Source organism: Nocardia heshunensis (genome assembly GCF_054782115.1).
Window position 1 is genome coordinate 264506 of record NZ_BAAGTC010000009.1, and the last position, 12940, is coordinate 277445.

General features: G+C 67.5%; 16 protein-coding genes. 9 read left to right on the top strand and 7 right to left on the bottom strand.

Annotated elements, in window-relative coordinates:
• The first annotated feature begins 54 nt into the window (after positions 1 to 54).
• Positions 55 to 996, top strand: a complete 942-nt coding sequence (locus ACYVN4_RS29175; protein WP_460725214.1) for an AraC family transcriptional regulator — start codon at positions 55 to 57, stop codon at positions 994 to 996.
• 65 nt (positions 997 to 1061) lie between these two features.
• Here ACYVN4_RS29175 and ACYVN4_RS29180 read toward each other — a convergent pair whose 3' ends face one another.
• The 3 genes from ACYVN4_RS29180 to ACYVN4_RS29190 all read right to left on the bottom strand — a co-directional run bounded on the left by ACYVN4_RS29180 (position 1062) and on the right by ACYVN4_RS29190 (position 4022).
• On the bottom strand, positions 1062 to 2321 hold the full coding sequence (locus ACYVN4_RS29180; protein WP_460725215.1) for an RNA polymerase sigma factor: 1260 nt from the start codon (positions 2319 to 2321) through the stop codon (positions 1062 to 1064).
• Positions 2321 to 2722, bottom strand: a complete 402-nt coding sequence (locus tag ACYVN4_RS29185) for a YciI family protein (RefSeq protein WP_460725216.1) — start codon at positions 2720 to 2722, stop codon at positions 2321 to 2323. Before ACYVN4_RS29185 ends, ACYVN4_RS29180 begins: the two co-directional genes overlap by 1 nt.
• 103 nt (positions 2723 to 2825) lie before the next feature.
• Positions 2826 to 4022, bottom strand: coding sequence for an NAD(P)/FAD-dependent oxidoreductase (locus ACYVN4_RS29190; protein WP_460725217.1), 1197 nt, complete (start codon positions 4020 to 4022; stop codon positions 2826 to 2828).
• 192 nt (positions 4023 to 4214) lie between these two features.
• Between ACYVN4_RS29190 and ACYVN4_RS29195 the strand changes: the two genes are divergently transcribed.
• A complete protein-coding gene (locus ACYVN4_RS29195) occupies positions 4215 to 4862 on the top strand; it encodes a mycothiol-dependent nitroreductase Rv2466c family protein (RefSeq protein WP_460725218.1) in 648 nt (215 codons plus the stop codon).
• A gap of 84 nt (positions 4863 to 4946) precedes the next feature.
• Here the strand turns inward: ACYVN4_RS29195 and ACYVN4_RS29200 are convergent, their stop codons facing one another.
• Positions 4947 to 5972, bottom strand: a complete 1026-nt coding sequence (locus tag ACYVN4_RS29200) for a M48 family metallopeptidase (protein WP_460726726.1) — start codon at positions 5970 to 5972, stop codon at positions 4947 to 4949.
• Between the two features lie 211 nt (positions 5973 to 6183).
• On the opposite strand from ACYVN4_RS29200, the gene ACYVN4_RS29205 reads away from it, so the two are divergent.
• Positions 6184 to 6654: a ribose-5-phosphate isomerase gene (locus ACYVN4_RS29205; protein ID WP_460725219.1), complete on the top strand. Its 471-nt coding sequence runs from the start codon at positions 6184 to 6186 to the stop codon at positions 6652 to 6654.
• 24 nt (positions 6655 to 6678) lie between these two features.
• Positions 6679 to 7491, top strand: a complete 813-nt coding sequence (locus ACYVN4_RS29210) for an Fpg/Nei family DNA glycosylase (RefSeq protein WP_460725220.1) — start codon at positions 6679 to 6681, stop codon at positions 7489 to 7491.
• Positions 7492 to 7525: 34 nt separating this feature from the next.
• On the opposite strand, the gene ACYVN4_RS29215 is transcribed toward ACYVN4_RS29210, so the two are convergent.
• Both ACYVN4_RS29215 and ACYVN4_RS29220 read right to left on the bottom strand, forming a co-directional pair.
• The gene (locus ACYVN4_RS29215) at positions 7526 to 7981 is read right to left on the bottom strand and encodes a hypothetical protein (protein WP_460725221.1); all 456 of its coding nucleotides are present in this window, start codon (positions 7979 to 7981) and stop codon (positions 7526 to 7528) included.
• A gap of 109 nt (positions 7982 to 8090) precedes the next feature.
• On the bottom strand, positions 8091 to 9347 hold the full coding sequence (locus tag ACYVN4_RS29220; protein ID WP_460725222.1) for an alpha/beta hydrolase: 1257 nt from the start codon (positions 9345 to 9347) through the stop codon (positions 8091 to 8093).
• A 98-nt stretch (positions 9348 to 9445) separates the two neighbouring features.
• Between ACYVN4_RS29220 and ACYVN4_RS29225 the strand changes: the two genes are divergently transcribed.
• Positions 9446 to 9901 (top strand): MarR family winged helix-turn-helix transcriptional regulator, encoded by a 456-nt coding sequence (locus ACYVN4_RS29225; protein WP_460725223.1) that lies wholly within the window; start codon positions 9446 to 9448, stop codon positions 9899 to 9901.
• A gap of 310 nt (positions 9902 to 10211) precedes the next feature.
• A complete protein-coding gene (locus tag ACYVN4_RS29230) occupies positions 10212 to 10724 on the top strand; it encodes a hypothetical protein (RefSeq protein ID WP_460725224.1) in 513 nt (170 codons plus the stop codon).
• Positions 10725 to 10757: 33 nt separating this feature from the next.
• Here the strand turns inward: ACYVN4_RS29230 and ACYVN4_RS29235 are convergent, their stop codons facing one another.
• Positions 10758 to 11117 (bottom strand): Rv2640c family ArsR-like transcriptional regulator, encoded by a 360-nt coding sequence (locus tag ACYVN4_RS29235; RefSeq protein WP_460725225.1) that lies wholly within the window; start codon positions 11115 to 11117, stop codon positions 10758 to 10760.
• Between the two features lie 102 nt (positions 11118 to 11219).
• On the opposite strand from ACYVN4_RS29235, the gene ACYVN4_RS29240 reads away from it, so the two are divergent.
• From ACYVN4_RS29240 to ACYVN4_RS29250, 3 genes are read left to right on the top strand one after another with little or no spacing between them, the layout of a single operon-like run.
• The gene (locus tag ACYVN4_RS29240) at positions 11220 to 11750 is read left to right on the top strand and encodes an ArsI/CadI family heavy metal resistance metalloenzyme (protein WP_460725226.1); all 531 of its coding nucleotides are present in this window, start codon (positions 11220 to 11222) and stop codon (positions 11748 to 11750) included.
• 59 nt (positions 11751 to 11809) lie between these two features.
• Complete coding sequence (locus tag ACYVN4_RS29245; protein WP_460725227.1) at positions 11810 to 12187, top strand: ArsR/SmtB family transcription factor; 378 nt, start codon at positions 11810 to 11812, stop codon at positions 12185 to 12187.
• Positions 12184 to 12936 carry an aquaporin gene (locus ACYVN4_RS29250; RefSeq protein WP_460725228.1) on the top strand — a complete coding sequence of 251 codons (753 nt, stop codon included), beginning with the start codon at positions 12184 to 12186 and terminating at the stop codon, positions 12934 to 12936. The genes ACYVN4_RS29245 and ACYVN4_RS29250 overlap by 4 nt, the downstream gene beginning before the upstream one ends.
• The last annotated feature ends 4 nt before the right edge of the window (positions 12937 to 12940 follow it).

The window sequence follows — 12940 nt, forward strand, 5'->3', positions numbered from 1 at the left end:
GACGATCCATAGGTAAATAGCTACGAAGGATAGGAATTCGTCTACCCTGGACGGGTGGATCCCCTGAGCAAACTGCTGAGCGGCATCCGGGCCGAAGGCTCGGTGCTCACGCACGCCGTCCTGCCCGCGCCCTGGACCATTCGCTTCGCCGACCGCGCCCCGCTCACCATGATCACTGTGTTGCGCGGCGGTGGCACCTTGCTGCAACCGGACGGCGGGCAACGGAAGCTCGCCGTCGGCGATACCGCACTGGTGCGCGGACCGGACGAATTCCATTTGGTGTCAGGCGATTCCGGGGACTTGGGCGCCGATCGCTCCGGCCGATTGCCGACCGAATACGAGATCGCCTGCTTCGCATCGGGTTCCGACTGCGCGGGTGAGGAGCTCACCGGAATCAACTGGGGTAGCGAGTCGGCGGCGACCGCGCTGCTGGTCGGCGCGTACCGGACGTCCTCCCGCAGGCATGACCGCCTGCTGCGTGCGCTGCCCTCGGTACTGGTCGTCTACGAGGACTTGGACACCTGTGCCTGGTTCGAGCACGCGGCTGCCGCCGCCGTCGATCAGAGCGCCGGTTCGCAGGCCATGATGGACCGCCTGCTGGACTGGAGTCTGGTCTGCACCATGCGCAACTGGTTCGAACAGGCCGGACCCGACGCCCCCACCTGGTTCCGCGGCCTGGCCGACCCGATCGTGGCCCCGGCCCTGCACGCCATCCACACCAGCCCCGGCGCACCCTGGACGGTCGCCTCCCTGGCCGCCGAGGCCCAGGTCTCCCGGGCTCTGTTCGCCAAGCGCTTCACCGCCGTCATGGGCCGCCCACCCCTGGCCTACCTCACCGATGCCCGCATGGACGAGGCCGAGGAACTCCTCATCGACACCGACCTCACCATCGCCCAAATCGCCAAATCCGTAGGCTACGCAGACCCTTTCGGCTTCTCCGCCGCCTTCAAACGCCACCGAGGCCAGTCACCCACCGCCTTCCGCGCCGCCGCCTGATTCGCCGAGTGGCACATCCGGGAGGGGATTTGTCCGATAAGGGAGGAAAAGTGTGCCACTCGGCGTCAGGGGTGGCGGAGGCGGGCGGCTCGGATGGTGAGGTAGTTGCGTTCGGGGAGGCTGGTGGTTAGGCGGGCGGCGGAGAGGTAGCAGGTGATGGCTTCCTCTGAGTCGCCTGCCATTTCGTGGAGGTGGGCGCGGACCGCGTCGAGGCGGTGGTTGCCGGACAGGGTGTGCTCGAGGGTGTCGGTGAGATCCAGGCCCGCCTGGGGGCCGTGCACCATGGCGAGTGCGACGGCGCGGTTGAGGGTGACCATCGGGTTGGGGGCCTGGCGTTCGAGGGCGTTGTACAGCAACAGGATTCGCGGCCAGTCGGTGTGTTCGGGACATGGGGCCTGGGCGTGCAGGGCGGCGATGGCGGCCTGGATCTGATACTGGCCGATGAGGCCGCTGCGCACGGACGCGGTCGCCAATCGCACACCCTCGATGATCATTTCGCGGTCCCAGAGGCTGCGATCCTGCTCTTCGAGCGGGATCAGCTCACCGTGGCTGCCCGTGCGGGCTTCGCGTCGCGCATCGGTCAGCAGCAACATCGCCAGCAGTCCGGTGACCTCCGGATTCTCCGGCAACGCGCGATACAGTGCGCGCGCCAACCGAATCGCCTCGGTCGACAGATCGGTGCGGTGCAGTCGCTCCCCGCCGCTGGTGTGGCCCTCGGTATAGATCAGATAGAGCACCCGCAACACATTGTCGAGCCGTTCGTTCCACTCTCCCCGTTGACCATTCGACGGGTCGGGCGCGGCAAAGGGCCGTTCTTCGGCCGCGAGCCGCTTCTTCGCCCGCGTAATCCGCTGCGCCATAGTCCGTTCCGGCAGCAGAAAGGCCCGCGCGATCTCCTCGGTCGTCAACCCCCCGACCGCCCGCAGAGTCAACGCGACCGCACTCGCAGGAGAAAGCGCCGGATGGCAGCACAAGAAGAACAGCGTCAGAGTGTCGTCCCGGTCCGATCCGGCGATCATCGTGTCCGCGGGGTCTGGTGTCGCGGCATCCAGCCGCTCGGGATCGCGAAGAGCGGTGGCGGCCTCGCGGTTTCGGCGGGAGGATTCGGCGCGGATGGTGTCGACCATGCGGCGTTGGCCGACCGAGATCAGCCAGGCACGGGGGTTGTCGGGGCGGCCGTCGGCAGGCCATTGGGTGGCGGCGGCGAGGAGGGCCTCCTGGAGGGCGTCCTCGGCGGCGTCGAAGTCGCCGTAGCGGCGGACCAGTGCGCCGAGGACCTGCGGCGCGAGTTCGCGCAACAGGTCCTCGAGGGTGGAATCGAGCATCAGAGCTCGGTGGTGGGGGCGCCCATGATCGGGCGCACCTCGATGTATTCGCCGATCGGTTTACCGCCGGGGCCGGGGGCGGCCGACGCCTGCGCGGCGATCTCGACGGCGCGTTCGGGGGAGTCGACGTCGATGATCCAGTAGCCCGCCAGGAACTCCTTGGTCTCGGGAAAGGGGCCGTCGGTGACCACCGGCGCGGAGCGGCCGTCGGACACGACGATCCGGGCCTGGCCCGGGTCGGCGAGGCCCTGGCCGTCGACCAGTTCACCGGACTTGGCGAGTTCCTCGCCGAGGGCGCGCTGGAAGTCGATGTGCGCCTGGATCTCCTCGGGCGCCCAATCGCCGATGAAGGTGTCGCAGTAGGCGGCGGGGCTGTAGGTCTTGATCAGGATGTACTTCACGGTCGGCTCCTTCGTCGGTGCGCCGCGGTGGCGCTCACGTCCACAGGTCGGAGTCGCGTACGCCGGTGCGACGTACTCTGCACACCAGGTTTTATGGCGACGGTCACAAATCGTCGGGGTTCACGGCCTCGTCGCTGAGCACCAGCTGCTTGATCTTGTCTCCCGCATCCCACACGTTCACGTTCATTCCGGCCAGTACCCGGTTGCCGGAGTCGAGCCAGTAGGCCACGAATTCCCGCTTGCCGAGGTCGCCGCTGACTACGACCCGGGTCTGCTGCCGGGGTGCGACATATCCGGTGTACTCCATCCCGAGGTCGTATTGATCGGTGAAGAAGTACGGCAGCCGGTCGTACACGGCCGGTTTCCCGAGCATGGTCAGCGCCGCCACCGCGGGTTGGTTGAGCGCATTCGCCCAGTGCTCCACGCGGACTCGCTGCGCCAGCACCGGGTGCTGCTGATCGGCGATGTCGCCGACCGCGACGATGTCCGGGTCGCTGGTGGCCAGGCTCTCGTCGACCAGCACGCCCGCGCCCACGGCCAGCCCGGCGTCGGCGGCCAGTTCGATATTGGGCCGCGCGCCGACCGCCACCAGCACCGCGTCCGCCTCGACCCGGGTGTCGTCGGCCAGGCGGACGCCGGTGGCGCGACCGTCGGCGGTGGTGATCTCGGCGACCTGCACGCCGAGGCGCAGATCGACGCCGTGATCGCGGTGCAGCTGCGCGAAGACCTCGCCCATCTCCGGCCCCAGCGCGGCCCGCAGCGGCACCGATTCCGCTTCCAGCACAGTCACTTCCACGCCCGCCGCCCGGGCCGCGGCGGTCACCTCCAGGCCGATCCAGCCCGCGCCGATCACGGCCAGCCGCCGTGCGGAGGCGAACAGTGCCAGCAGGGCGTCGGAGTCCTCGATGGTGCGCAGCACGTGCACGCCCGCCGCGTCCGCGCCGGGCAGGCGCAGCAGCCGTGGGCGGGAGCCGGTGGCGAGAGCCAGTTTGTCGTAGGACAGGGTCGTACCGTCGGGCAGCACAACGGTTTTGGTGGCTCGATCCACGGCGGTGACGGTGGTGCCGGGCATCACCTCCACGTGGTGGTCGCGATACCACTGCGCCGGGTTCGGTGTGAAGTCGACCAGCGCCTTCTTGCCGAGCAGATGCTCCTTCGACAGGGGCGGCCGTTCGTAGGGCAGATGGTCCTCCGCGCCGACGAGCGTCACCGTGCCGTCGAAATCATTGGCCCGCAGGGCTTCCGCGAGCTTGGCCGCGGCCAGTCCGCCGCCCGCGATCACGAACCTGGATGTGGTCATGCCGAATCCTCCTGCTTGCGCCGGTGGGGAACCGCCGTCCTCGAGGCCGATATTCCGACACTAGCCCCGGTGCAGGTGGGCGGCGCGGAAATATCGGCAACAATCCGGGTTGTTGCGCATGGAGTACGGCACTCGTGTGCTCGGCAATGAGCGCTGCCTCCGGCCGTCCGAAAACTGCGAAAGGACTTCCTTGTGAGCGACACCAAGAAGGACAAGGTCGACTTCTGGTTCGACCCGCTGTGCCCGTGGTGCTGGATCACCTCCCGCTGGATCCTCGAGGTCGAGCAGGTACGCGATATCGAGTCACACTTCCACGTCATGAGCCTGTCGGTGCTCAACGAGGGCCGCGAGGGCCTGCCGCCGCAGTACGAAGAGCTGCTCGCCACCGGATGGGGCCCGGTGCGCGTCGCCATCGCGGCCGCCGCCGAGCACGGCGACAAGGTGCTGCTGCCGCTGTACACCGCCATGGGTACCCGCCTGCACAACCGGCGCGCCGAGTACGAGCGGGAGGACGGCTCGCGCACCGACCTGCTGGCGCAGATCATCGCCGAGTCGCTGGCCGAGGTCGGCCTGCCCGCCGAACTGGCGGCGGCCGCCACCAGCACCGACTTCGACGACGCCCTGCGGGTCTCGCACCACGCGGGCATGGACAAGGTCGGCCCGGATGTCGGCACGCCGACTATCCACATCAATGACGTCGCCTTCTTCGGCCCGGTGCTCTCGCGGATCCCGCGCGGCGAGGAGGCGGGCAAGGTGTGGGACGCCGCGGTCGCGCTGGCCGCCTACCCGCACTTCTTCGAGCTCAAGCGGACTCGGACCGAGGATCCCGTCTTCGACTGAGCTGGGCAGGTTTTCGGTAGGACCGGATAATGGATCGGGCAGGGTCCGCGTGCTGCGGACCCTGCCCGATGCGCGTTCGAAACCTCAGTTCGGACCGCGATATTCGTGATAGGTCGTGGTGTCGCCGTAGCCGGGCGGGGGACCGTAGCCAGGCGGCGGGCCGTAGCCGGCGGGCGGTTGGAAACCACCGTACGGCGGGGCCGCGATCGCGGGCGGCAGGGCGTTCGGTCGCAGGAACAGCTTGCCGTGGCGGCTGCGGTCGCGCAGCGCCCACATGCGCCAGGTCAGCACCGGATGGCTGGCCATGGCGTTCACGATCCAGACGAAGAAGCCCTTCTCCTGGGGAGCGCGATCGGCCATCTCGTCGAAGCCGACCAGATTGTTGAGGTACTTGCCGCCGGCGAGGGTCTGCATGGCCGCGGCCGCACCCTGCGGTCGATTGCAGAAGCCGTGGTTGTCGGCCGTGTACTCCTGGGTGCGGATCAGCGAGCTGCCGATGATCGGGATGTACGAGCCCGCGAACATACCGAGCTGCCGCCAGTAGGAGACGTGCCCGGCCGCGATGTGGCCGACCTCGTGGCCGATGATGAACGCCAGTGCGTCGGGATTGCGTGCGGCGCCGCCGATTTCGAACAGGTCGCTGTAGACGACCACGAAGCGGCGGAAACCGTGGCCCGCGGCGAACGCGTTGACCTGGCCGTTGCCCAGCACCACATAGGCGTCGGGGACCTTCTTCATGCCGAAGCGCTGCGCCGCCTCCTGCACCATCCGGTACCCCTCGGGGAACTGGGTGGGCGACATCTTCACGCCGTTGACCCGCTGGGTCGCGAAGTTCATACCGCGGATCAGGTAGACGATCAGCGGGGCGAAGACCAGAACCAGGGTGATCTGGCCCGCATTTCCGGTGAGCAGCAGCAGAAGTGCGAACAGGTACGCCAGCACCGTGATGGTGACCACGATGACCAGCATCGGGATCTCCCAGCTGTGCCGCGCGGGCATCCCGTACGGGGACAGGCCGCGGGTCTGCTGCACCATCGGCGGTGGTGGCGGCGAATACGGTTGCTGCGGACCCCAACCCGGCGCACCCAGGCGGGGATCCCAGCCGGTCATGCCGTTGATCGGAACGGCCGGATAGCTGCCCGTGGGCGGCTGACCCGGTAGGCCGCCGGATGTTTGCCCCCCATAGGCGTTCGGCGGTGTCGAACTGTCGTCGGACGTCATGCCTGGATAGTACGTTTCGCGGGTGTCGACGGTTCGTCTCACCGCGGCGGGTCCGGACCCGTGCGTGTCCGCACGCGGGCGTCCTGACAGAATCGGGGCCATGCGCGTATACCTGGGTGCCGACCATGCCGGCTTCGAACTGAAGAACCACGTCAAGGCTCACCTGGAGGGCCAGGGCCACGAGGTCGTCGACTGCGGCGCGCTGGAATACGACGCCCTCGACGACTACCCGGCCTTCTGCATCGAGGCCGCGCGCCGCGTCGTCGCCGACCCGGGCTCGCTGGGCTTCGTGTTCGGTGGCTCCGGCAACGGCGAGCAGATCGCCGCCAACAAGGTGCCCGGCGCGCGCTGCGCCCTCGGCTGGAGTGTGGAGACCGCGCAGCTCGCCCGCCAGCACAACAACGCGCAGCTGCTCGGCATCGGCGGCCGCATGCACACCACCGAGGAAGCCCTCGCCATCGTCGACGCCTTCACCACCACCGCGTGGTCGGACGAGGAGCGCCACCAGCGCCGCATCGACATCCTCGCCGAGTACGAGAAGACCGGCGTCCCCCCGGCCCTGCCGAACTGAGCTGTGCCAGAAGGCCATTGACCCGTGCCCGAAGGCCATACGCTGCACCGCCTGGCGAAGCTGCATCAACAGCGCTTCGCCGGCGGTCAGGTCCGAGTCTCCAGCCCGCAGGGCCGCTTCGCCGACGGCGCGGCCCTGATCGACGGCCGCGTGCTGACCCGCGCCGAAGCCTGGGGCAAACACCTGCTGCACCACTACGATTCGGGCGTCACCCTGCACATCCACCTGGGTCTGTACGGCAAGTTCACCGAATCCGCCGTCCCCATGGATGATCCGGTCGGCGAGGTCCGCATGCGCCTGATCGGCGGCGGCCGCACCGGCGACCTGCACGGCACCGACCTGCGCGGCCCCAACGCCTGCGAAATCCTGCACGACCCCGAAGTCGCCGCTCTCACTTCCCGTTTGGGCCCCGACCCCCTGCGCCGCGACGCCGACCCCGACCGTGCCTGGTCCCGCATCAGCCGCTCCCAGCGCACCATCGGCGCAATGCTCATGGACCAGAAGGTCCTCGCCGGAGTCGGCAACGTCTACCGCGCGGAAATCCTTTTCCGCCACAACATCTCACCGCACCGCCCCGGAAAGTCGCTGAGCCGCACCGAATGGGACGCCATCTGGGCCGACCTGGTCGAGCTCATGAAGGTCGGCGTCCGCCGCGGCAAAATGCACGTCGTCCGCCCCGAACACGACCACGGCGCCCCCTCCTATGCCGCCGACCGCCCCCGCACCTACGTCTACCGCCGAGTCGGCGACCCCTGCCGCCTGTGCGGCACCACCGTCCTACATTCGGTCATGGACGCCCGAAACCTGTTCTGGTGCCCCACCTGCCAGCCCGGTTGAACCGCACCAGGGTGCGGCCCGACGGGGTTCGTGGTCAGATTCCCGACATCGCGTTCAGGGTGGCCTCGTAGGCGGGTCTGTTCTCCGGGAGCAGCTTGCCCAAGCGCGAGAAGAAGCCGTGGGCAGCGTGCCGGATTGCGGCGATCAATTCGGATTCGTCCGCGGCGGCCGTTCGCCGCGGAATGGCTCTGCTCTCGAGCGTCACCAGTACGTGGTCCCCACCTGTCCTGCGGAAAGATAGTTCGATGGGCTGATCCGGAAATGATGTGGTGGCCGCGCCTTTAACCTGAAGCTCGCAGATCGCGTTGACGATGTATGCCCAGAGTTGATCGACGTCGTCCCACAGGGTCTTGTCGAGAATGGCGACTCCATTGATCTCCAACTCGATTGCGCCCTCGACGTGACGAGGGTTCGGAGGCTTGAAGTCGGCCTCTTCCACCGGCACGAAAACGCCTCGGGAATCTTTCAGGTACGAGACTGCGGTAATCACTTCATGTCCTGTTCTGGGCGTCATTCCGGCTTCGGGAAGAACTGTCCGACGGTACCGTTGCCGGTACCCACTTGGTATCGGCAGTTTCAGGCCGGGAGCAACCGCTGGTTCACGCTGAGCGCAGTCGCTGGATTGCCAAGGGCACTGCGCCCGACCACCACTGGGGATCGGCGGTCCCGTCGGTGGTGCGGCCGTCGCGGTGGACGTAGTGGCGGACATCGCGTCCGGGCGTGGCGAATTCACCGGCGAGCGCTCGCTCGAGCCATTCCGCGCCGAAGCGGAAGATCTCGGCCGCCACGCCACCGAGTGGGTGGAATTCGCCTTCGTAGACGCGAATCTCCTTGGGGGCGCGGACTAGTTCGTAGTTGGCGAGGGCCTGCTCGAGTGGGGTCAGTTCGTCGAACTCGCCGATTCCGTATAGCACCGGGCAGGTGATGGCGGCGACCAGGTCGCCCAGCGGCATGCGGTCGCGCAGATCGTGGTCGAAGGCGGCTTCGTCCTCGTAGCCCGCCATGTACATGTAGTTGTTCTTGAAGGTCGGTTGGGCTCGCTCGAAGATCGTGCGGAAGTCGCCGGTCGGCGCTTCGAAGGCGGCCAGTGCTGCCAGCCTGGGATCCGTTGCGGCCGTGCGTGATCCCCAGTAGCCGCTCATGCTGATGCCGAACATGCCGATGCGCTCCGGATCCACCTCCGGGAGACCGGCCAGGTAGTCGATGTAGGTCTGCACCGCCCGCTCGTAGTTGGTGAGGTCGACCGCCAGGCCGTGTGCTCGGCTCTCGCCCTGACCGGGGCCTTCGATGGACAGGGCGACCATGCCGCGTGAGGTGTAATACCGCTCGGCTGCGGCGATGTAGTCCTCCTTGATCATGTCCATGCCGGGGCCGAGGATCACCGCGGGCGCCTGGTGCACGGGCCCGGCGGGCAAGTGGAGCAGTGCGAAGATCTGCTTGCCCTCGAAGTCGAGCGCCACCCGCCGGACCAGTCCGCCGCGCAGCCGGCCCAGTCGTTCGACGCAGTGGTTGGTCCGCTCGCGGAAGGCGAGTTTGCGGGGATCGGCGGCATCGAAGATCGAATATTGGGCCCGGCCCCACATCACCGCGGCGCGGGTGTAGAGGTCGGCGGCGGTGCGGGCGAACCCGTTTCGCTCGTGATGGGCGGCGCGTTCCTCGGCCTGCGCGGCAATGCTCGCCCACGCCTTGGGCAGCATCGCGCCACTCCGGGTGAGTTCGAAGACCTTGTCGAAGTCGGTGTGGTCGTGACCGAGTTGCTCCATGGTGCCCTTGGCCTGCGGGTGCAGGGCGTCGAAGCCGCCCTGGGCGAGGGCGATGTCGAGGGCCCAGGTCTGGCCGATGGATCGAATGGTCATGGCAGTTCCTTTCCGGGGATGACTAAGTACTTATCTATTAAGTACTTAGGTTAAGCTGATTGTCAAACCACCACGTTCCGTCGACAGGAGATGCATTCGTGAGCGAAGATCTCGACCCGGACCGCGCCGCGGCCCTCGACCTACTGGCGCGGGCCGCCTACCGGCTCAGCGCCGCGGACTCCCGGCTACGGGGTCGCGCGACCAGATCGCCCGAGGCTCTATCGCTCACGCACGCCCGCGCCCTGCGCGCGCTGGACGATCAGGGACCGCTCACGATCGGCGGGCTCGCCGCGCTGACCGAAACAACCGGTGCCGCAACGACGCAACTGGTCAACGGCCTGGTCGCCGCCGGATATGTCACCAGGGAACGAGGGCCGGGTGACAAGCGCTCGGTCCTGGTCGCGCTGACCGAGGCTGGACGTGTCCGGTGCCGCGAGCGAATGGCGGCCATGGGCGATGCTCTTCGGGCGGAGTTGTCCGACCGGGACACCGTGGCGCTGCGCTCCGCCGCCGAGGTCCTCGATCGGCTGGTCGCCATCTACGACCGGCTCTGACCCTCGGTCATGGATGCGCGAAACCTGTTCTGGTGACTCGTCTGTCAGCGTTGGAGGAGCGTGACGGCGGTGCGAGAAGCCATCGGAGAACTGGATTGCGGACCAATCGGCATGTATGACCGTGCCGGGCGCGCTAAATTGGGCGCACGTCCAGGTGATTGCTGGTGTGGGAGAGGGCTATTGCCGCGACGGCATGCCCCGCTGCTCGAACCTGGTTGTTCCGCAGCGCGATCCGAGCGGTGGGGTGCAGCGGAGGGGCGGCAGGCGAATGCCGCGTCTCCGGCGAGAACCACACGAGAGCGGCAATCCCATGCGCAACACCATTCTCCTCACCGCCTTCATTGCTATCTCCCTCGCCCTCGGAGCGGGACCGGCCGCCGCCGAACCACTCCCGGTGGAGAGCCCGAGTACGGCCGACGCCGTCGACGCCACGGCCCTGCCGCCGGGGGAGTCCTGTGTGCAGGGATTCCTCAGCGGCTCGGCCAAATCGGGCGCGACCGGATCGGTTACCGGTTCGGCACTCGGATATCTCGGCGGATCCAGCGGTGGACCCCAGGCCGGTTCCGCCGCGGGCTTAGCCAATGGCATCCTCACCGCGCTGGCCAGCGGATCCGGGGCCGGTCTGGCCACCTGCGGCTTGAACGAATTGGGCAATGACGCACCCGGCGTACTCACCGGCTCGACCGGTGGGCCGGGGAAGGGGTATCTGACCGGATCCGCGGGCGGATTCGCCTCGGGCTCGAAGGATGGCCTGCCGCTCGGGTTGGGCGCGAGCGTGCTCTCCGGACTACTCGGGGCGGTTACCAGCGGATCGAGTCAGTAGGCGGGCCCGGCATCGATTGATCGAAGGTGGTGTTCAGCGGCAGCAGTTGGGATCGAGTACCAGGCATAGCGCGGACAGCGCGTCGCGGTAGGCGTGGTGGTAGGTGTTCATGCCGCGGCGTTCGGATTCGACGAGTCCGGCCTTCTTGAGCTGCCCGAGGTGGTGGCTGACGGTCGATTCGGCGAGTCCGACCGTCGCGGCGAGGTCGCCGGTGTTCTCTTCCCCGGCGGGGCTGGTGAGCAGGAGTGACAGCAGCTTCACCCGGACCGGGTCGGCGATGGCCTTGAGCCGTAAGGCGATTGCGAGGGCGGCGTCATCGTCGATCGGGGCGGCGGCGACGGGCGCGCAGCAGACCGGGGCGGACATGTCGATCACGGGCAGCGCCTTGGGCATGACAACCACCCTACGCACCTTGTTGACATATGTCGAAAAGGTAGGGCACACTCTGTCGCACTAGTTCTTCGACATATGTCTCACAAGTGGAGGTATGGTCTCATGTCCCGTGTACAGCTCGCCCTCAACGTCGACGACCTCGACCAGGCGATCACGTTCTATTCGACGTTGTTCAAAACCGAACCGGCCAAGCGCAAACCGGGCTACGCCAACTTCGCCATCGCCGAACCGCCGCTGAAGCTGGTACTCATCGAAAATCAGGGCCACGGCGGCAGCCTCAACCACCTCGGAGTCGAGGTCGAATCTTCCGAACAGGTGCACTCCGAGATCGCCCGCCTGTCGAGCGCGGGCATGTTCACCGAGGAGCAGATCGCCACCACCTGTTGCTTCGCCACCCAGGACAAGGTCTGGGTCACCGCTCCCGACGCGGAGCGCTGGGAGGTCTACACCGTGCTGGCCGACAGTGAAACCTTCGGCACCGCACCGGTATTGGCGTCCGGGCAGGTCGCGACCGATGAGCAGGCCATGGCGATTTGCTGTGGAACCGCCGAGGAAGCCGCTGCCGAGGGCGCGTGCTGTGGCAGTGCCGCGAAGGCCGAGGCCGTCGTCTCGGGTCAGTCCTGCTGCGGCTGAGTGCTGGGTGCACCCGCTGTTCGCTTGCCATCTGATTCGATAACCATCAATATCGATAAGTGTCGAAACGAGAGCTACCGCTGACCGGGGTGACCTCACCCGCGTGTGAGGTCACACCCCTGGCCCGGCAACCCTTGACCTCGCAGGCCGCGGTCGAGTTGGCGGGAGTCTTCAAGGCGTTGTCGGACCCGGTACGGCTGCGGTTGCTCAGCGTGGTGGCCAGCCACAGCGGGCGGGAAGCCTGCGTGTGCGACCTCTCCGACGGTTTCGACGTGTCCCAGCCCACCATTTCCCACCACCTCAAGGTGCTGCGCGAGGCCGGGCTGTTGTCGAGCGAGCGGCGGGGGTCGTGGGTGTACTACCGCGTCGAACCCGCTGCCTTTCAACAGCTTTCCAGGCTCCTCGATATCGCGGCTCCCAACGAGGTGCTGCGATGACGATGCTCGCTCGACGGCTGACGGCCGAGTTCGTCGGCACCGGACTACTGGTGTGCGTGGTGGTTGGCTCCGGTATCGCGGCCCAGCAACTGTCCCCGAACGACATCGGGATCCAGCTGCTGGAGAACTCGACGGCGACGGTCTTCGGATTGGGCATCCTGATCCTGATGTTCGGACCCGTCTCCGGCGCGCACTTCAATCCCGTTGTCTCGGCAGCCGATTGGGTGGCCGGACGGCGCAACGGTACCGGGCTGTCCGGCACGGAACTCGCCTCCTACATCGGCGCGCAGGTCCTCGGCGCCGTAGCCGGGGCAGTCCTGGCCAACATCATGTTCGACCAGCGGGCCGTCCAGATCTCCACCCACCACCGCGCCACCACAGGGCATCTAGTGAGTGAAGTGGTGGCCACGGCCGGGCTGATCGCGCTCATCTTCGCCCTCGCCCGCACCGGCCGGGCAGCCCTGTCCGCGGCGGCGGTGGCCGCATACATCGGTTCGGCGTACTGGTTCACCAGCTCCACCAGCTTCGCCAACCCGGCCGTCACGCTCGGCCGCGTCTTCTCCGACACTTTCGCCGGCATCGCCCCTGCCTCGGTGGCCGCATTCATCGCCGCCCAAATCCTCGGCGGCGCAATCGGGCTCAGCCTGATCAGGTTCATCTATCCCGACCCGCTCCCCGCCGAGAACGTCGTCACCCCACACCCGGAACCGGCCCACACTCCCACCGAACTCGACATCCCCACTGCCTGAAAGG